General features: G+C 69.8%; 17 protein-coding genes. 7 read left to right on the forward strand and 10 right to left on the reverse strand.

Annotation, left to right across the window (positions count from 1 at the left end):
• The first annotated feature begins 294 nt into the window (after positions 1-294).
• Positions 295-417 (forward strand): hypothetical protein, encoded by a 123-nt coding sequence (locus IE244_RS42850; RefSeq protein WP_268252910.1) that lies wholly within the window; start codon positions 295-297, stop codon positions 415-417.
• Between the two features lie 57 nt (positions 418-474).
• Here the strand turns inward: IE244_RS42850 and IE244_RS23720 are convergent, their stop codons facing one another.
• Positions 475-2,757, reverse strand: coding sequence for a (Fe-S)-binding protein (locus IE244_RS23720; RefSeq protein ID WP_191875596.1), 2,283 nt, complete (start codon positions 2,755-2,757; stop codon positions 475-477).
• A 200-nt stretch (positions 2,758-2,957) separates the two neighbouring features.
• On the opposite strand from IE244_RS23720, the gene IE244_RS23725 reads away from it, so the two are divergent.
• The 5 genes from IE244_RS23725 (at position 2,958) to IE244_RS23745 (ending at position 8,239) form a co-directional block, all read left to right on the forward strand.
• On the forward strand, positions 2,958-3,977 hold the full coding sequence (locus tag IE244_RS23725; RefSeq protein ID WP_191875597.1) for an MraY family glycosyltransferase: 1,020 nt from the start codon (positions 2,958-2,960) through the stop codon (positions 3,975-3,977).
• A gap of 94 nt (positions 3,978-4,071) precedes the next feature.
• Complete coding sequence (gene dnaK / locus IE244_RS23730) at positions 4,072-5,919, forward strand: molecular chaperone DnaK (RefSeq protein WP_031172508.1); 1,848 nt, start codon at positions 4,072-4,074, stop codon at positions 5,917-5,919.
• The gene (grpE, locus tag IE244_RS23735; RefSeq protein ID WP_191875598.1) at positions 5,916-6,572 is read left to right on the forward strand and encodes a nucleotide exchange factor GrpE; all 657 of its coding nucleotides are present in this window, start codon (positions 5,916-5,918) and stop codon (positions 6,570-6,572) included. The genes dnaK and grpE overlap by 4 nt, the downstream gene beginning before the upstream one ends.
• Before the next feature lie 36 nt (positions 6,573-6,608).
• A complete protein-coding gene (gene dnaJ, locus IE244_RS23740; RefSeq protein ID WP_191875599.1) occupies positions 6,609-7,781 on the forward strand; it encodes a molecular chaperone DnaJ in 1,173 nt (390 codons plus the stop codon).
• A 5-nt stretch (positions 7,782-7,786) separates the two neighbouring features.
• Positions 7,787-8,239 (forward strand): heat shock protein transcriptional repressor HspR, encoded by a 453-nt coding sequence (locus IE244_RS23745; RefSeq protein ID WP_191875600.1) that lies wholly within the window; start codon positions 7,787-7,789, stop codon positions 8,237-8,239.
• 84 nt (positions 8,240-8,323) lie between these two features.
• Here the strand turns inward: IE244_RS23745 and IE244_RS23750 are convergent, their stop codons facing one another.
• Positions 8,324-11,125 carry a hypothetical protein gene (locus IE244_RS23750; protein WP_191875601.1) on the reverse strand — a complete coding sequence of 934 codons (2,802 nt, stop codon included), beginning with the start codon at positions 11,123-11,125 and terminating at the stop codon, positions 8,324-8,326.
• Between the two features lie 61 nt (positions 11,126-11,186).
• On the opposite strand from IE244_RS23750, the gene IE244_RS23755 reads away from it, so the two are divergent.
• The gene (locus tag IE244_RS23755; protein ID WP_191875602.1) at positions 11,187-11,747 is read left to right on the forward strand and encodes a hypothetical protein; all 561 of its coding nucleotides are present in this window, start codon (positions 11,187-11,189) and stop codon (positions 11,745-11,747) included.
• A 1-nt stretch (position 11,748) separates the two neighbouring features.
• On the opposite strand, the gene IE244_RS23760 is transcribed toward IE244_RS23755, so the two are convergent.
• From IE244_RS23760 to IE244_RS23795, 8 genes are all read right to left on the reverse strand, one after another.
• A complete protein-coding gene (locus IE244_RS23760; protein ID WP_191875603.1) occupies positions 11,749-12,015 on the reverse strand; it encodes a hypothetical protein in 267 nt (88 codons plus the stop codon).
• 38 nt (positions 12,016-12,053) lie between these two features.
• Positions 12,054-13,457: a WhiB family transcriptional regulator gene (locus IE244_RS23765; protein WP_191875604.1), complete on the reverse strand. Its 1,404-nt coding sequence runs from the start codon at positions 13,455-13,457 to the stop codon at positions 12,054-12,056.
• A gap of 160 nt (positions 13,458-13,617) precedes the next feature.
• Complete coding sequence (locus IE244_RS23770; protein ID WP_191875605.1) at positions 13,618-14,223, reverse strand: hypothetical protein; 606 nt, start codon at positions 14,221-14,223, stop codon at positions 13,618-13,620.
• Positions 14,224-14,228: 5 nt separating this feature from the next.
• Entirely contained in the window at positions 14,229-15,341 is a 1,113-nt protein-coding gene (locus IE244_RS23775; protein WP_191875606.1) for a hypothetical protein, read from the reverse strand.
• The gene (locus IE244_RS23780) at positions 15,338-15,949 is read right to left on the reverse strand and encodes a hypothetical protein (protein WP_191875607.1); all 612 of its coding nucleotides are present in this window, start codon (positions 15,947-15,949) and stop codon (positions 15,338-15,340) included. The genes IE244_RS23775 and IE244_RS23780 overlap by 4 nt, the downstream gene beginning before the upstream one ends.
• Positions 15,950-15,977: 28 nt before the next feature.
• On the reverse strand, positions 15,978-16,595 hold the full coding sequence (locus IE244_RS23785) for a hypothetical protein (RefSeq protein WP_191875608.1): 618 nt from the start codon (positions 16,593-16,595) through the stop codon (positions 15,978-15,980).
• A gap of 46 nt (positions 16,596-16,641) precedes the next feature.
• Positions 16,642-18,834, reverse strand: coding sequence for a hypothetical protein (locus IE244_RS23790; protein WP_191875609.1), 2,193 nt, complete (start codon positions 18,832-18,834; stop codon positions 16,642-16,644).
• Between the two features lie 19 nt (positions 18,835-18,853).
• Complete coding sequence (locus IE244_RS23795; protein ID WP_191875610.1) at positions 18,854-19,462, reverse strand: hypothetical protein; 609 nt, start codon at positions 19,460-19,462, stop codon at positions 18,854-18,856.
• Positions 19,463-19,464 lie beyond the last annotated feature (2 nt).

A 19,464-nucleotide genomic window follows, 5' to 3' on the forward strand; every position in this document is an offset into this window, starting at 1 on the left:
TCGTGTCGGCCGGGTCTGTTCCCGGTGCCTTCGACGCTACGGATCCGAGGGGGCGTGCACACGGGGTCCAGGTGCCGGGAGGGGGTGGGGCTGGACCCACCCCCGGTGGGTGTCCGGATCCACCCCGCACCCCCCGGTGGGTGTCCGGACCCACCCCGTCCGGCCTCCGTGCGGGCCGCACTGGTGACCTGTGGCCTTCAACCGCCAGCGGCACCACACGCGTGGGTTGCCGCTCGTCGCCCTGCCGGCCAGGCTCTTCGGGGACGGCGACCCGGACCGCGGTGGCTGCACGCGATGCGCAGGCTGACCGGCACCTACCGCAGGGGGAGCAGCTTCGGCAAGCTCGGCGTCAGCGCCTCCGAGGAGACCAACCGCCGGGTGCCGGCGGTGCCGGCCTGTCCGAACGGGGCCGTGTGAACGACGGCGCCCCCTGCCTGTGCGAAGCAGGGGGCGCCGTCCGTCAGGGAGCCGTTGTCACTTGACCGGCTCGGGCTCCGGCTCGCTCTCGCTCTCCGGCTCGCCGGCCGGGTCGACCGGCGTGCGGACGGAGTCGAGGAGCAGCTGGGCGACGTCCACGACCTGGATGGACTCCTTGGCCTTGCCGTCGTTCTTCTTGCCGTTGACCGAGTCGGTCAGCATGACGAGGCAGAACGGGCAGGCGGTGGAGACGATGTCCGGGTTGAGGGCGAGGGCCTCGTCGACGCGCTCGTTGTTGATGCGCTTGCCGATCCGCTCCTCCATCCACATCCGCGCGCCACCGGCGCCGCAGCAGAAGCCGCGCTCCTTGTGGCGGTGCATCTCCTCGTTCCGCAGGCCAGGGACCTTGCCGATGATCTCGCGCGGGGGCGTGTAGATCTTGTTGTGGCGGCCCAGGTAGCACGGGTCGTGGTAGGTGATGATGCCCTCGACCGGGGTGACGGGGATCAGCTTGCCCTTGTCCACCAGGTGCTGCAGCAGCTGGGTGTGGTGGATGACCTCGTAGTCGCCGCCGAGCTGCGGGTACTCGTTGCCGAGCGTGTTGAGGCAGTGCGGGCAGGTGGCGACGATCTTCTTGGCCGACCTGGGCTTCGCCGACTCGGGCACGACCTTGCCGTCGTCGTCCAGCTCCTCGCCGAACGCCGTGTTCAGGGCCATGACGTTCTCCATGCCGAGCTCCTGGAACAGGGGCTCGTTGCCGAGGCGGCGGGCGGAGTCACCGGTGCACTTCTCGTCGCCGCCCATGATCGCGAACTTCACGCCCGCGATGTGCAGCAGCTCGGCGAAGGCCTTGGTGGTCTTCTTGGCGCGGTCCTCCAGGGCGCCGGCGCAGCCGACCCAGTACAGGTACTCGACCTCGGTGAGGTCCTCGATGTCCTTGCCGACGACCGGGACCTCGAAGTCGACCTCCTTGGTCCACTCCAGGCGCTGCTTCTTCGCCAGGCCCCAGGGGTTGCCCTTCTTCTCCAGGTTCTTGAGCATCGTGCCCGCCTCGGACGGGAACGCGGACTCGATCATCACCTGGTAGCGGCGCATGTCGACGATGTGGTCGACGTGCTCGATGTCCACGGGGCACTGCTCGACGCAGGCGCCGCAGGTGGTGCAGGACCACAGGACGTCCGGGTCGATGACGCCGTTCTCCTCGGCGGTGCCGATCAGCGGGCGCTCGGCCTCGGCGAGCGCGGCGGCGGGGACGCCGGCCAGCTGCTCCTCGGAGGCCTTCTCCTCGCCCTCCATGGTCTTGCCGCCGCCGGCCAGCAGGTACGGCGCCTTGGCGTGGGCGTGGTCCCGCAGGGACATGATCAGCAGCTTCGGGGAGAGCGGCTTGCCGGTGTTCCAGGCGGGGCACTGCGACTGGCAGCGGCCGCACTCGGTGCAGGTGGAGAAGTCCAGCAGGCCCTTCCAGGAGAACTGCTCGACCTGGGAGACGCCGAAGACGTCGTCGTCGCCGGGGTCGGTGAAGTCGATCTGCTTGCCGCCCGAGGTCATCGGGAGCAGGGCGCCGAGGGAGGTCTCACCGGTGGCGTTGCGCTTGAAGAAGATGTTCGGGAACGCCAGGAAGCGGTGCCAGGCCACGCCCATGTCGGTCTTCAGGGCGACCGTGATCATCCAGATGAAGGAGGTCGCGATCTTCAGCCCGGCGAAGAAGTAGGTGAGGTTCTGGAGCGTGGAGACGTCCATGCCCCTCAGCCACGACACCACCGGGTAGGAGAGGAAGAACGAGGCCTCGTAGCCGTCCACGTGGTGCTGGGCGCCTTCGAGGGCGTGCAGCATGAAGATGCAGACGCCGACGATGAGGATGACGGCCTCGACGAAGTACGCCTGGCCGAAGTTGGAGCCGGCGAAGCGGGACTTGCGGCCCGGGCGGCGCGGGTGGCTCAGCTGACGGATCGCGATCAGGACGAGGATGCCGACGACCGTCATCGTGCCGATGAACTCGACGTAGACGTTGTACGGCGCCCACTCGCCGATGATCGGCAGGATCCAGTCCGCCTTGAACAGCTGGCCGATCGCGTTGACGATCGTCAGCAGCAGGGTGAAGAAGCCCACCGCGACGAACCAGTGCGCGACACCGACGACGCCCCAGCGGTTCATCCGGGTGTGGCCGAGGAACTCCCTGACCACGGTGAGGGTGCGCTGCGCGGGGTCGTTGGTCCGCGCTCCGGCCGGGACCGGCTGGCCGAGGCGCATGAAGTGGAAGATCTGGAGGAGGGCGCGGCCGAACAGTGCCACGCCGACCACGATCAGGACCAGCGACACGATGATCGCGGCGAGTTGCATTGGGGCTCCTGAGGCGGCCTCGAACTAACTGAGCGACTTAAACGGGCGACATTACTAAGCGGTAACTTATGCAGTCCGTCTGAGACTACCCCCATCTTCCTGCGGGATGCAGCCGGGCGCGGGGTGATGCGCATCATCCCACGGGTCATCGGATCGTGTTATTCATACCGAATTGCTACATTCGCCCCTACCTTAGAGCCGTGCTCTACGGGATCGCCGCCGCCACCGCCGCCCTGCTCCTCGCCGCCGTCCTCGCGGCGCTGCTCAGGGTTCCCGCGCTGCGGGCCGGCATCGTCGACCGGCGCCGGCAGCGGCGGCTGCCGCTGCTCGGCGGCCTCGCCGTGGTGGTCGTCACCTCCCTGGTCGCCTGGACGGGCCAGTGGACCCGGGTCGCCCCGCTCGGCGAGGGGGTCGGCCGCCTGCTGGTCGCCGCCTGCTCGGTCGCCGCGCTGGGCCTGGTCGCGGACGTGTGGCGGTTGCGCGCGCGCGTGCTCGTCGCCGGTACGGCCGTGGCGGCGGCCTGTGTGGTGCCGTACGACGAGACGGGTGTGCTGGGCGGGCTGCTCGCGCTGGCGTGGATCGTCGCGGCCACCCTCGCCTTCAAGGGGCTCGATCACGCGGACGGGCTGGCCGGCACCGTCGGCGTCGTCACCGCCTTCGGTGCCGGGGCCTGCGCCGCCGCCGAGGTGATGGACGGGCTCGCCGTGCTGCTGAGCGTGTTCGCCGCCGCCCTCACCGGCTTCCTGATGCACAACTGGCACCCCGCCCGGATCGGGCTCGGCAACTGCGGCTCGCTGTTCACCGGGTTCCTGCTGGCGTCGTCCCTCGTCTTCACGCGCGCGGGGTACGAACTCCTGCCCAGCGCGGCGGTGGTGTTCTGCCTCGGCGCGGTGGCGATCGCCGACGCCGTCCTCGTGGTCCTGGCCCGGGGGCTGGCCCGGCGTCCGCTGCTGCGGCGCGGCCCCGACCATCTCGCGCCCCGGATGCGGCCGCTCGGGCTCACCCCGCCCGGATCCGTCGTGCTGCTGGGTGCCGGCTCGTTCTCCTCGGTGCTCGTCGGGGTGCTCGTGCACACCGGGTGGACGGGGGAGGGGGCCGTGCTCTGGGTGGCCGGAGCGGCGCTGCTGGTGGTGCTCGTCCTCCTTCGCATGCCTGTCCAGTCGCCCAGACGTACCGAGTCCTCGCAGGTCAGAGGCCAGTTGCGTGTAAGGAACGGATAAGACTTGAGTCCGTTCGACTCAGGTCTGTTGACCCAGCGGTGGGCGTCATGCACACTTGAGTCCGTTCCACTCAAGTCAGCTGGAGGAATCAACCATGGCACGTGCGGTCGGCATCGACCTGGGCACGACTAACTCCGTCGTCAGCGTTCTGGAGGGCGGCGAGCCCACCGTCATCACCAACGCCGAGGGCGCCAGGACCACGCCGTCCGTCGTCGCCTTCGCCAAGAACGGTGAGGTGCTCGTCGGCGAGGTCGCCAAGCGCCAGGCGGTCACGAACGTGGACCGGACCATCCGCTCCGTGAAGCGCCACATGGGCACGGACTGGAAGATCGAGCTCGACGGGAAGCAGTTCAACCCGCAGCAGATGAGCGCCTTCATCCTGCAGAAGCTGAAGCGGGACGCCGAGGCCTACCTGGGCGAGAAGGTGACCGACGCGGTCATCACCGTCCCGGCCTACTTCAACGACTCCGAGCGTCAGGCGACCAAGGAGGCCGGTGAGATCGCGGGCCTGAACGTCCTGCGCATCGTCAACGAGCCGACCGCCGCCGCGCTGGCCTACGGTCTCGACAAGGACGACCAGACGATCCTCGTCTTCGACCTCGGTGGCGGCACCTTCGACGTGTCCCTGCTGGAGATCGGCGACGGCGTCGTCGAGGTGAAGGCCACCAACGGTGACAACCACCTCGGTGGCGACGACTGGGACCAGCGCGTCGTCGACTACCTGGTGCAGCAGTTCAAGTCCGGTCACGGCGTGGACCTCGCCAAGGACAAGATGGCCCTCCAGCGCCTCCGTGAGGCCGCCGAGAAGGCCAAGATCGAGCTGTCCTCCTCCACCGAGACCTCGATCAACCTGCCCTACATCACCGCGTCCGCCGAGGGCCCGCTGCACCTGGACGAGAAGCTCACCCGCGCCCAGTTCCAGCAGCTGACGGCCGACCTGCTGGAGCGCTGCAAGACGCCGTTCCACAACGTCATCAAGGACGCCGGCATCTCCATCAACGAGATCGACCACGTCGTCCTCGTCGGTGGCTCCACCCGTATGCCCGCCGTCGCCGAGCTCGTCAAGGAGCTGACCGGCGGCAAGGAGGCCAACAAGGGTGTGAACCCGGACGAGGTCGTCGCCATCGGCGCCTCGCTCCAGGCCGGTGTCCTCAAGGGCGAGGTCAAGGACGTCCTGCTGCTCGACGTCACCCCGCTGTCCCTCGGTATCGAGACCAAGGGCGGCATCATGACCAAGCTGATCGAGCGCAACACCACGATCCCGACCAAGCGCTCCGAGATCTTCACCACGGCCGAGGACAACCAGCCGTCCGTGCAGATCCAGGTCTACCAGGGCGAGCGCGAGATCGCGGCGTACAACAAGAAGCTCGGCATGTTCGAGCTGACCGGTCTGCCGCCGGCGCCGCGCGGCGTCCCGCAGATCGAGGTCTCCTTCGACATCGACGCCAACGGCATCATGCACGTGACCGCGAAGGACCTGGGCACGGGCAAGGAGCAGAAGATGACCGTCACCGGCGGCTCCTCGCTGCCGAAGGACGAGGTCGACCGCATGCGCCAGGAGGCCGAGCAGTACGCGGAGGAGGACCACCGCCGCCGCGAGGCCGCCGAGACCCGCAACCAGGGCGAGCAGCTCGTCTACCAGACCGAGAAGTTCCTCAAGGACAACGAGGACAAGGTCCCCGGCGAGATCAAGACCGAGGTCGAGGAGGCCGTCGCCGAGCTGAAGGAGAAGCTCAAGGGCGAGGACACCGCCGAGATCCGCACCGCCACCGAGAAGGTCGCGGCCGTCTCGCAGAAGCTGGGCCAGGCCATGTACGCCGACGCCCAGTCCGCGCAGGCCGCCGGCGGCCCGGAGGGCGCCGCCCAGGGCGGCAAGGCCGCTGACGACGACGTCGTGGACGCCGAGATCGTGGACGACGAGCGCAAGGACGGTGCCGCGTGACGGAGGAGACCCCGGGCTTTGAAGAGAAGCCCGACGTCCCCTCCGGCGCCACCCCCGACGACGCCGAGTCGAAGGCCGCGCCCGAGGAGGGCGCGGCCCCGGCCGGGGACGCAGACGCGGGTCTGGTGGCCCAGCTGGACCAGGTGCGTACGGCGCTGAACGAGCGCACGACGGACCTCCAGCGCCTCCAGGCCGAGTACCAGAACTACCGCCGCCGCGTCGAGCGGGACCGCATCGCGGTCAAGGAGATCGCCATCGCGAACCTCCTGACCGAGCTGCTGCCCGTGCTCGACGACATCGGCCGCGCACGTGAACACGGCGAGCTGGTCGGCGGCTTCAAGTCGGTGGCCGAGTCGCTGGAGACCGTCGCGGCCAAGATGGGCCTGCAGCAGTTCGGCAAGGAGGGCGAGCCCTTCGACCCGACCATCCACGAGGCCCTGATGCACTCCTACGCGCCGGACGTCACCGAGACGACCTGCGTCGCGATCCTGCAGCCCGGGTATCGCATCGGCGAGCGCACCATCCGCCCCGCGCGGGTGGCCGTGGCCGAGCCGCAGCCCGGCGCGCAGACCGTCAAGGCCGAGGGCGCCGAGGAGAACACCGAGGGCAAGGCGGCCGACGACAAGGAGAACGGTGGCCCGGAGGAGGGCTGACGTAATCACCGCAGACAGGAAGGAGGGGCGTCGGGGATGAGCACCAAGGACTTCATCGAGAAGGACTTCTACAAGGTCCTCGGCGTCCCCAAGGACGCCACCGAGGCCGAGATCAAGAAGGCGTACCGGAAGCTCGCCCGCGAGTTCCACCCGGACGCCAACAAGGGCAACGTCAAGGCCGAGGAGCGCTTCAAGGAGATCTCCGAGGCGAACGACGTCCTCGGCGACCCCAAGAAGCGCAAGGAGTACGACGAGGCACGCGCCCTGTTCGGCAACGGTGGCTTCCGCCCCGGGCCGGGCGCCGCCGGCGGCTCCTTCAACTTCGACCTGGGAGACCTCTTCGGAGGAGGCGGGAACGCCCAGGGCGGAGGCTTCGGCGGCGGACTCGGTGACGTCTTCGGGGGCCTGTTCAACCGCGGCGGCACCGGGACGACCCGTACCCAGCCGCGGCGCGGCCAGGACATCGACACCGAGGTCACGCTGAGCTTCACGGAGGCCATCGAGGGCGCCACGGTGCCGCTGCGGATGTCCTCCCAGGCACCCTGCAAGGCCTGCTCGGGCACCGGCGACAAGAACGGCACACCACGCGTGTGCCCGACCTGCGTCGGCACCGGGCAGGTGGCGCGGGGGTCCGGCGGCGGCTTCTCGCTGACCGACCCCTGCCCCGACTGCAAGGGCCGCGGCCTGATCGCCGAGCACCCGTGCCTGGAGTGCAACGGCAGCGGCCGCGCGAAGTCCTCGCACACCATGCAGGTCCGCATCCCGGCCGGGGTGACCGACGGACAGCGCATCCGGCTGCGCGGCAAGGGCGCGCCCGGCGAGCGGGGCGGCCCGGCGGGCGACCTGTACGTGGTCGTACACGTCGGTGAGCACCCGGTGTTCGGACGCAAGGGCGACAACCTCACCGTCACCGTGCCGGTGACGTATCCCGAGGCGGCGCTCGGCGGCGAGGTCCGGGTCCCGACCCTCGGCGGCCCGCCCGTCACCCTGAAACTGCCGCCCGGCACCCCCAACGGCCGCACCATGCGGGCGCGGGGCAAGGGCGCGGTCCGCAAGGACGGCACCCGCGGAGACCTCCTGGTCACCGTCGAGGTGTGTGTCCCCCAGGACCTGTCGGGGAAGGCTCGTGACGCACTGGAGGCGTATCGCGAGGCGACCGCGGGCGAAGACCCGCGGGCGGACCTGTTCGAGGCCGCGAAGGGAGACTGACAGAGATGGACGGCCGTCGGCGTAACCCGTATGAACTGACCGAGGAGACCCCGGTCTACGTCATCTCGGTGGCGGCCCAGCTCTCCGGACTCCACCCGCAGACGCTGCGCCAGTACGACCGCCTGGGCCTGGTCTCCCCGGACCGCACCGCGGGCCGGGGCCGCCGCTACTCGGCCCGCGACATCGAACTGCTCCGCCAGGTGCAGGCGCTGTCGCAGGACGAGGGCATCAACCTGGCCGGCATCAAGCGCATCATCGAACTGGAGAACCAGGTCGCCGCCCTGCAGTCCCGCGTCGCGGAACTGCAGGCGGCCCTGGACGGCGCGGCGGCCACCATGCAGCAGCGCGAGGCCGCCGTCCACGCCTCCTACCGCCGCGACCTGGTCCCGTACCAGGAGGTCCAGCAGACCAGCGCACTGGTGGTGTGGCGGCCCAAGCGGCAGCAGCAGAAGGACTGAACAGCGCGGTACGACCGAACAGCGCGGCAGGCGAGGGGCCCGGAGCATTCTCCGGGCCCCTCGCGCGTGTCCGCGGCCGGTTCGTCAGTCCCCCATGCCGACCCCGGGCCCGGGCCGCTGGTGGTCCGGCGGGAGCTGCTGGGGCTGCTGAGCCGGAGCGGCGGACCGGCCCGGGCGGTCGGTCGGGACCCCGCGCAGCCACAGGTCCGAGCCGGGGACTTTCGCGGCTGGTGACGGCCGGGGGGTGGGGGCCTTCGGGCCCTGCTCCGCCACGTCCGGGGTCTGAGGGGGCTGGCGGGTGGCGGGGTTCCGGTCCGTCAGGTCCGGTGCCTGCGTCGGCCGGGCGGCGGGCCTCGGGTCCCGGTCCGCGCCGGTGGCCCGCTCGGGGGAGGGCGGTGGGTTTTCCGGGCCCCCGGCCGGACGGGCGGTCTCCGTGCCCGCCTCCGGGCGCCTCCAGCGCTCCGGGACGGTCGACCGACGCTGCACGGCGGCGGCGTCGCCCTCCTGTGCCGCCGCGACCGCGCGGGCGCGCAGGGCGCTCTGCCGGGCGATGGGCGCGAACCCCGGGGCGGCGTTGCCGGTCTCGGCGGGCAGCCCCCGCGCACCCATGGCGTTCAGCTGCCGCTGGATGCCCGACTCCGGCGGGAACACCTCGCGTGGCAGCTGCCAGGACGCGGCCCCGTCCACGTCGACGCGGTGCTCGCGCCCCTCGACGGAGAAGGTGAGCCCGTAGCCGATGTACTGGTCGTCCCGGTCGAACAGCAGGTCACCGGAGATCTGCCCGCCCCGGTCGCGCACCTCGCCGGCCAGCTCCTGCAGGGCGGGAGGCAGGGGATTGGTACGGCCGAGGCTGGTGATGTAGCCGTCGGCCTCGACCGTTCCCCGGTGCGTGTTGCCCGCCTTGTCGGTTTCCTCGTAGGGCACACGGAAGCAGGTACGGCCGTTCTCGTCCTGGTAGGTCTCGATCGCGCCGACCTCGCAGCGGCGGAAGGTGAGCCGCCCGTCGCCCTTCTCGCCGTAGTCCTCCAGCATCTTCGGGTACTGCACCTGGTGTGTCAGGGCCAGCGGCGGGTCGGAGCCGACGATGGTGACCCGGGCCTCGGGGTTCTGCAGCAGAATGATCTCCGCGTTGGCCACCCCGGTGCCGCCGGAACCGGCGACGATCCAGTGCTGGGCGGCGTGCGGGTCGAAGCGGCTCTCGGCGACCTCGTCACCGAGGAGAGCCCGCCCCGGTGCCGCCTCACGGGCCGCCTCCCACTCCCTGGTCGCGGCCAGGGCGGTGAAGCAGTTGTCGATGCGGGTGGCGTCCGTTCCGTCCAGGCCGGCCTTGAGCGTCTCCTTCCACGGGGAGTCCTCCAGAGCGCCCAGCACGGTACGGGCGTCCGCGCCCCCGCGCTCCGCCTGCACGAGCAAGTCGCGCATCTCCCGCGCACCGGCGACCTGCCGGCCCTCCAGTTCCCGAAGCCGATCGCCGATCAGCCGTACGGCCTCGCTGCGGCTCTCCACCGGGCCGTCACGCCGGGGCATCCCCGGTACCACCTCGGGCGTCAGACCGGTCGCGATGCTCGGCACACCGTCACACGCCACGCACAGCGGCGTCGCCCGCTCCGTGCCGTCCTGGTCGAACGGCCTTACCTCGGCGAACAGTTCGCCGTCCGGCCCGAGCCGCAGCCGGGCGTGGCCGTTGACCACGTCGCCCTGGGTGGCGAGGTGGTCCTCCCAGATCCGTACGGCCTCGATGGGCACGCGCCGGCGAGGGTCGTCGACCGTCCCGTACGGATCGACGCCCATCCATTGGGCGAGATCCCGGTCCTGGTCGGCCGACTGCACGATGCCCTCACCGGGGTCGAGATGCCAGCGGCCCACCCCGTCCACCAGCAACGCGTCCGGGTCGCGCCCGGCGAGGCTGGCTCCGCCGCCGATCACCACCCGGCGCCGCGGCAGCTGCCCGGCGGCCAGCTGCCCCTCCAGGCCGCGCACGGTGCCCTCGCTGACCTGGGCACGGTAGGCCGCCCACTGCTCGGCCACCGACTCCAACCCGTCACGCGGCAGCGGCAGTCCGTTCTGGTCGTACCCCGGCATCGGCATGCTCACGTCCCGCCGCCCGACAAAGGCCTCGACCTGCCGCTGGGCCCGCAGGGCGGCGTCGCGGCTCGCCTGGAGGGCGGTGGCATCGGCGGGGTCCAGCTGTTCTATGGGGCGGGCGAGCGCCTTGACGAGACGTTGTGAGTCTTTGCTGAGAAACGGCTTGGACGCATAGCGTCGTCTGTTCGCTGCCCTGAGTTGTGCCCTGTATGTCTCCGCCTCGTCCATGGCGGCTAACGGCCGCAGGCCGCACTCATCCACAAGCGCCGAGAAGTCGGCACGTGCCTCGGCTCGCAGCGGTTCCGAAAGTCCCGTGTCTGAGAAACGGGTGGCAAGCCAGTTCAGCTCACCGATGCGTCCATGGTCTTGGCTCGACAGCTCCACATGGCTGCTGATATCTGCTTCCGGATGCAGAAGGCTTTCGCGAACCGGTGCCAGACCCTGGCTGGACCGATCGCGCACAGCGATGAGTTCACCCACCTCATGTGCGAGGACGCGGGGCAGATATTCACCGGGCAGACGATCGGAGACATGCACGACGTACTGGTCCGAGGTCGTGTTCGTCACCGTGCGGGCGAGCGCGCCCGTCTCCATGGGAACGGCGTCCAGCCACAGGCTCGCCTCACCGCCCTGGGCGTCCTCCAGAACGAAGTATTCGCGCTGGTCCCGTGTTTGCGCCTTCCGTAGGGACGCGAACCGGTCCCCGAGGACGACAGAGGCCACGGCGTCCAATTCGCGTTCGGCCGTGGCGATCAACGTTGCCTGATGGGTGCGCAGGGCCTCGGTGGCCGTGTCACTCACGTGATGTCCCTCCCCCGTATGTTCGCGTATGAAATCGTCGAACAGACCTTAGGATCATGCCATGTTGACAGCGCGCTCCTCGTCCGAAGCACACCTGTACATGGACCTGCATCCCTGTGCATGCGGTTCCGGCGACTTCGAACGCCGACACCGTCTGGAGCAGCACGGCAACGATCTCGTGGCGGTCTACGAGGGCGTGTGCCGGAAGTGTGGTGAGAACCGCCGCTTCGTCTTCCGTATGGCCGAGGAGATTCCGCCGCCTCCGCCCGCGTTCGGTGGCCCGGAACCCTCACAGATCATCGATCCCGGCGAATTCGCCGAAGTGGCCTTCCGGATCTCCGAATCGGCCGGTGTCCGGCTTCTCAATACTCCTGAGTCCGAGCACCACAAACTGCGTGGCGCGGTCGCTTACAGCGTTGCGGCGTTCGAAGAGATCCTCAAGTTCATTCCGCCGGGCCAGGACGCCGTGCCTGCCGAGGCCTTCACGTCCGAAAGGGGGCGGGCCTGTTACCAGCGTGACCCGGGCAAGTTCGCCCGCGACCTCCTTGAGATGAACGTCACGGATGCCCAGGCCGTCCTGGACGACATCGACGAGGTCAGCCTTCCGCGTGATGCGCAGTGACTCACCCCACCTGTTCCGTCACCCCGTCCGGATGCACCAGCAGCCGGATGACACCCCCGTACCGCTTGTCGTTGATCGTCGCCGGAGTGGGCCCGCCCAGTTGCTGGGCACGCTGCTGGAGGATCGAGAGGATGACCTCCTGGATGTCGCCGTAGGGCGGCGCGGTGACCGGGACGCCGTCGATCAGGCCGGCGTTGGGGGAGAAGACGTGGACCTGGGCGTCGGTCTCGGTGCCCGGGGCGGGGTGGTGGGGCGTGGGTTCGGTCATCGGATCCTCGGAGAGTGCCGTCGGTGGGTGCAGGTGGCTCAGGCGATCCTCGGTGCGTCCGGGCCGGCGGAGCCGTCCCGCTCGGCCCGCTGGTATGTGCCACGCGAGAGCCGTTGCAGCCGGCCCGCCTTGACCAGCGTGGACAGGACGTTGCTGATGGTCTTCGACGGGTCGCCGTAGACGCCGGGCGGCAGCGCGCGCCGTATGTCGCGGGCGGAGAACGGGCCGGGGAACGCCTCCACGGCGCGCTCCACGGCGGCACGGATGCTGGGCGCGGTGGCCGGGCGGCGGCGCGGCTCCGGCGTGGCGGCCGTGCCCGTCCCGTGGGTGGTGGGGCCGTCGGGAGCCGGGTGGGGCAGGTGGGCGCGCAGCTTGTGCAGGGCCGTGCGTATCGTCGTCAGCCGGTCCTCGTCGGCGTCGGTCGTGGCGGCCAGCATCGTCGCGACCTTCTCGATGTTGCCGAGACCGTCGGCCAGTTCCCGCAGCAGCGGGCCGAGGACGTCCCGGCGCAGCGCGGCCACGGGGTCCTTGGTGGCGAGTTCCACCGAGACGGATCCGCTGAGCAGGAACGCCACGGGGGCGGAGTCGCCGTCGTCGGCCTCGGGGACGAGGGAGGCCACGGCAGCGTGCACGGCCCGGACCTCGCCGAGGGCCTCCGGGCGGACCTCGCTGCCGGGCAGGCACGCCAGCATCGCGAGGAACTGCTCCAGGCTGGCCAGCGCGGGCAGCGTGGAGCGCACCAGAGGGCCGAGCAGTGTCTGTCGTACAGCCTGGGCGGGATCCTCGTAGGAGAAGGCGATCCGCTGCCCGGCCCCCGCCGCTGCCATGTCCTCGTTCCCGCTTTCCGTGTGCCCGGCCCTCCCGGGTTCGTGTGCTGATCTTGTCGGTCGTGCGGCTCCGTGGGCCGGCTGTGCCGGGCCGTTCGGGAAGAGCCCCGGCCCCTGGGCGTGCGGTGGTTCGTCCTGGAGGAGGTCGAAGGCGTCGAGGATCTGGTCCAGGGTGGGCAGCCCGTGCTCGGAAGGCCGACGGATCGTTTCGGCAGTGCGCGAGCGAAGCCGTGCGAGCCGTCGGGACTGATCGTCGGCGCCGTCCGCGACCCGGGCCGGCAGATCGCCCGAGGCGTCGCCGATGCCGAGCGCGCGGCGCAGCCGGCGGCGGTCGCCGAGGGTGGTCGCCGCCGCGTACCCGTACGGGTCGGCGTAGGCGACGGCGTCCTGGAGGCATTCCGCCCACAACGGGCAGGAGGCGCACAGGTCACGGGCGGTGCGCAGCAGAACGAGCTGCTGACGGCGCTGTTCGGGTGGACCACCGGAGGCTTCGGCGGTCTCCGGCGGCCTCTCCAGCAGTGGGTGCTGGAAGACGTCGGGGCGGCGGCGGCAGGGCAGTGCCGCGTCAGGTATGTACGGCCCCCGATGCTGCTCGTGCGCACGTGGCGCGGGCATCGCGGGCAGCGTTGTAGAACGCGGCGAGCGCATGTGTGAAGTCCCCCGTGTTTTTCTCTGAGCGTGGGGGACTCTAAAACACGTTGCAAAAGGGGTGCAACGCACCCGCAAACCGCGTACAGAGTTGAGACAGTGACGCGACGAAACGTTCACAGCAGCCTCAACTATTCGGATTCTTCGTGGGCTTGCCGCCGGAAGTGGCCGTGGTCGGCACCCGGCGCAGCCGCGTGAGCAGCTTCTTCGCCGTGCTGCCGCGAAACGCGAGCACCCCGAGCACGCCGAGGAAACCGATCGGGATGCCGGCCTCGGGCGTGAACATCCCGATGACCGAGGCAATGACGAGGATCACATCCGCGACCACCACGGTCACACCGCGCCGCCCGGGGTGTTCCTTCACCATCCAGGCACCGAGCAGGGCCATGCCGGCGAGCGCCCAGTAGCCGAAGACGGCCTGGCCGGTGAGCGGGGTCGCCTTCGCGCCTCGGGCGATGTCGGCGGCGGTCGCCCAGTAGCCGGTGAGCGCCAGGGTGACCACCGTGGAGGCGAGCGCCATCAGCAGCTGGGCACGGCGGCGCAGCAGCCAGACGAGTCCGCCCAGCAGTGCGAGAGCCACGAGTGCCACAAAGGACGAGACGCTCTGCGACGCGATGACGACGAGCGTGTATACGACGGCCACCCCGATGACGACGCGGGGCAGGAGGCGTACCGCCCAGGAGTCGTTCTTGTCCTGCCGCAGTAGGCGACGGAGGGGATGCTCAGGACTCATACGGCTCACTCTCCGATCCCGGTGCTGGGGGCTTTGGCCGGGGCGGGGGAAGCCTGGGCGGGCTCGACGGGTCCGGAATGTCCGGCCGGGACGACGACCTGGCGTGCCTGCACGGCGACACCTGGCATCCAGTCGACCCCGTGGAAACCGCTGACGAGGGCCTTGGTAGGTGGTGTCTGTTCGGTACCGACTGCCGCGGGTTGCTGTTCCTCCATGGCAGGGGCGGTCGCCTCCTGCTGCGCGCGCAGGCTGAGAACTTCCTCGGTGAACTGCTCTGCGGCGGAGTCCCGTCCGTCCAACTGCGCCACACGCGCACACACTTCCAAAACGGCGGCGCGCTGGGCCTCTACGGTGGGAAGGGACCGGAGGTTGTCCAGATCCAGGTAGCCGGCGGTCCAGTACTTCTGTGTCGGCGGGTTGTCCGGGTCCGGGGCGAAGAAGTGCAGGTGCGAGCGGATCGCCTCGTCGGACAGCAGCTGGTGCGTCTCCGGGGGGAGTCCCTTCAGGACGTCCTCCGGGAGGTCGTAGGCGAAGTGGATGTTCTCGGGGCCTGTGCCCCGGCGCAGCTGGGGCATCTCCGTCTCGTACGCGACGCTCCACGGTGCCATGGTCGCGGTGAACGCGATGACCTCGCCGTCCACGCTCTGGGCGTACTTCTCGGACAGCGCGGCCCAGGCCTTCCGGGCCAGGGCGTTCCCGCTGGCCTCATCAAGCTGCAGGATCTCCCGGACTTCCGGACGCCAGAGATGGAGCTTGTCCAGGAGCTGTCCGCCCGGTGTGCCCTCCAGGTAGCGTGCTGAGCCCGATTCGACCGCGTTCTCGTCCTCGGACCAGATTTCGGCTATGTACTGATTGCTCAGCACCTTGTCCGGCGGCAGGGACGGGTGCGGAATGCCGTGGGACCAGAAGGCCGACTTCATGCCCGGGTGCGGCGGGCTGACGTCGAGCTCGCTGATGTAGTCGAGGAGGTACTTCTCGAGGCTTCCCGCCTTCTCGGCCCCCGCGAGGAGCATGTCGGCGGCGTGTTCCACCTCCTCCTCGGACAGCGCAGCGCCGGCCTCACGCTGCCGATCCAGCGCACGCTCCGTGGCTGTCTCGGCGGTTGTCCCGTCGCTCACTCCAGCTCCTGGGGGTAGCAGTTCAGGCTGATCATGACGCCGCGTCGGCCCACGCCCGTCGAGGAGACGCCGCCACTGAACGCCTTCAGGACAACGACCGGTCCTTCGGGGTCAGCGCTCCGCCAGATCGCGATCCGGTACGGGTTGCGGGTCCGAAGGCGCCGCTCGCGGGACGGGAGCCAGTGGGGAGGGTTGCCGGAATCGGGGAAGTCTGGTGCGTCCCATGCGCCGGAGAAGCTCGGTTTGCCGAGCACCTCCTCGGCTGCCGTCTCATACGCCGGCCAGGCACCGGCGGCGATGTCGAGCACCTGCTCGTTCTCCTCGGGGCTGTCCGCCCGTACCTGCCAGGTCGTCCAGCCGAGGGACTGGACTGGGCTCCAACCGCCTCCGACGACCGGTGTGAGGGTCAGTCGGCCGTCGGTCGAGGTGCGTACGGCCAGGACCCGGTCCTCGGGCAGGGGCTTCCAGCCGAACAGGGCGCACCAGTCGTCCAGGGCCTGGCCGGGGACGGGCGGACCGGCCCAGACCGCGGGCCAGTCCACGTGCTCCAGGCCGGTCAGCTCGGTGGCCAACCGCTGCGGTGACTCGTCGATCAGCAACGTGGGCATGTCTGCTCCCGATTTCTTCTCTCGTCCCTCAGGCGTGCCGGTCCGGTCCGGGCATGGGCTGTTCCCGAGGGCTGTGGCATATCAGAGCGATCCTCGCATCAGCCGGAACGGGAGCCGTCTGCGAACCCAGTCCGAGGTCCGACCTCAGTTCGAAGACCGGTGCGCCGGGTGTGCGGAAGCGCCAGACCGCGGTGCGGTGCGGATTGGGCTGCTCCTCGCGTCGCTCGGGGCCGGAGCCGGGGGATTCCGGGAAGTCCGGGTCCTCCTGGATGCCGTTCCCGATGGGCTCGCCCATGACACCCCGCAGGGCGGCGAGGTGGGCTGTGAAGCTGCCCAGGGCCAGCCGGGTCACGCGATCGTTCTCGACGACGTCGCGAGCCCGCGCCGCCCACATCGTGTGCTCGACCCGGGTCACGGCACGGCCGGGAGCAGAGGCGGCCACGTGAAGGCGGGTGCCGCCCGCCGTGCGCACCCACAGACCCGCCTGGAACCACAGCGGCTGCCAGCCGAGTGCCGCGCACCAGGAGGTGCGCTGGTCCGCTCCCTCCGGCACTCCCGCCCACACCGTGGACCAGTCCACCTCGACGAGCCGCTCCAGCTCCGCCAGCAGCTGGGCTGGGGTGCGTGAGGCGGTCAGGACGGGCATGGAGCGACTCCTCGGTGCTGGCGGGGCTGGCGGGTACGGGGTGGGGCTACACGCGGCCGTTGGGGCCGCGCGGGTCCCTCGGAGGGGTGGGCGCCGGTGGACGCGGGGCGGCCGGGGGCTCGGGTGCGGGGGTGCGCGGCGTGGGCGGTGCGGACGGCCGTGGTACGGACGGCTGCTGCGGCACGGGCTGATGCGGCGCCATGTGCTGCCGTGCGGGCGGCGGTGTCTGGCCGGCGGGGCGGGGCTGGTGCTGCTGCTCCGTCGGCACCGCCGTCGAGGGGTCGCTGCTCCACTGGCCCTGGGAGGCCGCGCTGACCCGGCCGGTGCGGCGGGGAGCGGGCTGAGTGGGAGTCCTGCCCTCCTCTTCGGGCTGCTCCTGCTGCGTCTTCGCCTTCTTGCCGAAGGTGTCCTTGTAGTTCTTGTTGGTGAGCCGGGTGCCCTGGTAGGCGGCTTTGCGCTGATTGCGCTCGCCCACGTCGAGGACGCCGCTCTTCTGCAGCTTTCCGCGAAGGAGTCGCCTGTCCACGATCCGGGCCGCGCCGCCGGCCATGCGCCCGGCAACCCGCCCGGCCGAGCCTTCCTTGGGCTTCAGCACAGCGCCTGTCTTGTCGGCAAGGTTCCCGCTGCTCGCCGCGGCCGCCGCGCCGATGCCCAGCGCGTCGTCCGCTCCCGCCACCTGCGGGGTGAACTTCCCGGACAGCAGGTTCTTGAGCAGCACGACCACGGCGATCGTGACCAGGAGGAGCATCAGCAGCTGTACGCCCAGCGGCTCCGGGAGCGGGAGGATCAGCTGGTAGAAGAGAAGCAGGATGGTGAGGATCACGCCGAAGCCGGCGCGCAGCACGAAGCTGTGGACGAAGGTCTGCCACCAGCCCCTGAGCAGCTTCTGCTGGGTCGGGTGGATCGCGATGGTCGCGATCAGGGGCAGCAGGATCACCATGATCAGCGTGACCGCGTGCCACAGCAGCGTGAGGGCGCTGAGCACCATCACCATGATGCCGACGATCAGAGAGGCGACCAGGGCGTAGACGCCCATGCTGATGCGTGCGCCGGGCTTGTCGCCGCTCCACATCTCGTAGACGTCGGGGGGCTCATTCTCGGCGACGTAGTTACGCACCCATCCGTAATCATGCTCCTTGTCCTTCATGACCTTGTCTGTGACTTGCTTTTTACTCCCGTCGGGATACAGCTCGAAGTTGTTCAGCGACTGAACGGAGACCTGCCGGACACGCAAATCGTTGCAATAAGTCTTTGCGAGATCACATTTGACGTGGTTGTCGCCGTCTTTCCATGGGATGGGCGTCTTGCCCTTGTCGCCGAACTGGCCTATGGCCCAGGGGCGGAAGGCCAGGGTGTCGTACATGGCGCAAGTGGATATACGCATGCCGCGCCGTGGCACGCCGCTCGGCAGGGCGCAGGGGGGACTGATGTCGCCCGTCGCACTGCTCAGTACCGCCTCGGCCAGTGCGGCGTTGCCCTGCGCGATTCCGGAGTCGGCCTTCTGGACCACCGTCGTGTAGTTGTTGTCGACCAGGAAGGCGGACACCGCGATCACGACGAAGGCGGCCCACCCCACGCCCGACCAGACCTCGCGCATGTCGCCCTTGCGCCATTTGCCGAACACCCACAGACCGGTGAGCAGGATCATGGTGGGGACGGCCACCTTGAACACCCTGTTGTTCAGGCGGTCGACGACGCTGTCGTGTCCCTCGACGGTGTGCTCGTAGAGCGCGGAGAGCGGGCTCGGGTTGGACGCGATCTCCTTGAGGCTGATCGCGGCCCGGCTGACGAACTTGCTGATGTCGAAGATCGCCTGCGCGATGGTGTTGCTGATCGCGTTCTGGATGCTGCAGTCGTCGGCGTGGTCGCCGTCTCGGCCGTCCCTTGCCTCATCCTGGCTCTGCTGCGTGGCAGCCCAGTTGAGACCCCGCATGCCGTCGATCTCGTAGAGCGTGTAGTCCGCGGGGGTCTTGGGCATCGGTTCGGCCCCGGAGATCAGACCGTGCGAGCTGTCCCACTGCTTCACCGCGGGGAAGATGTTCTCTCCGCCGGCGCCCGGCACGTCCGCCCTCTGGTTGATGCTCTGGTCCACCCAGTCGCAGGCGCTCGTGCCGAACATGGCATTGGCGGACTGCGGGGTGGAGAGAGACAGCGCGATCACGCCGAGCACCACGAACAAAACGGCGCGCGCGGCGACACCGGTACTGATGACTGCCTTGCGCAGGGGGTGGGTCAGCATGCGATGTCCTTCGGACGGATCAGAAGCGGGAGAAGTAGTTGGTCACGACGCACCCGTCCACGAGCGCGGGCTCCTTCTTGTAGCCGCTGGGCATCTGGAACTTCGGATCGCATGTGAAGTACTTGAGGCCGGACGCCTGCAGATCGTGGGCCGTTTCGGCGCCACCGGGCACCACCAGGAAGTTCTTGCCGACCAGGACGCCCCTGGTGAGGCCGCTGGTTTTGTAAGCGGCCTGGAACTTCTTCATGTCCACCAGGGCCATCGTGGTGGAGTCGGAGTAGTTGTCCCTGCAGACGTAACGGTCCTTGACGCCCCAGACTGCCGCCGGACGCTCGTCGGGGATGTCCCAGGCCGGGTCGGTGCCGCTGAAGCTTCCCGCGTCGTACTTGTCGCCCGACTGCAGGTCCAGGCAGGAGCCGTGCTGATTGAGGATGTCGGAGATGTCGGCGACGCTGGAGGCCGAGGGCAGTCCGCCGTCGGCGGCGCCGCCGGTCGACTTGCCTTCACCGTCGCTGTTGCCGGCCCCGGCGGCCACACCACCGCTGTCCTTGTTGTCGTCGCCGCACGCGGCCACGGACGTCGACAAGACCAGGAGGGCGCCCACGGCCAGGGCTCGCTTGAGTCGCATGA

This window comes from Streptomyces filipinensis, from assembly GCF_014649495.1.
Lineage (GTDB): Bacteria > Actinomycetota > Actinomycetes > Streptomycetales > Streptomycetaceae > Streptomyces > Streptomyces filipinensis.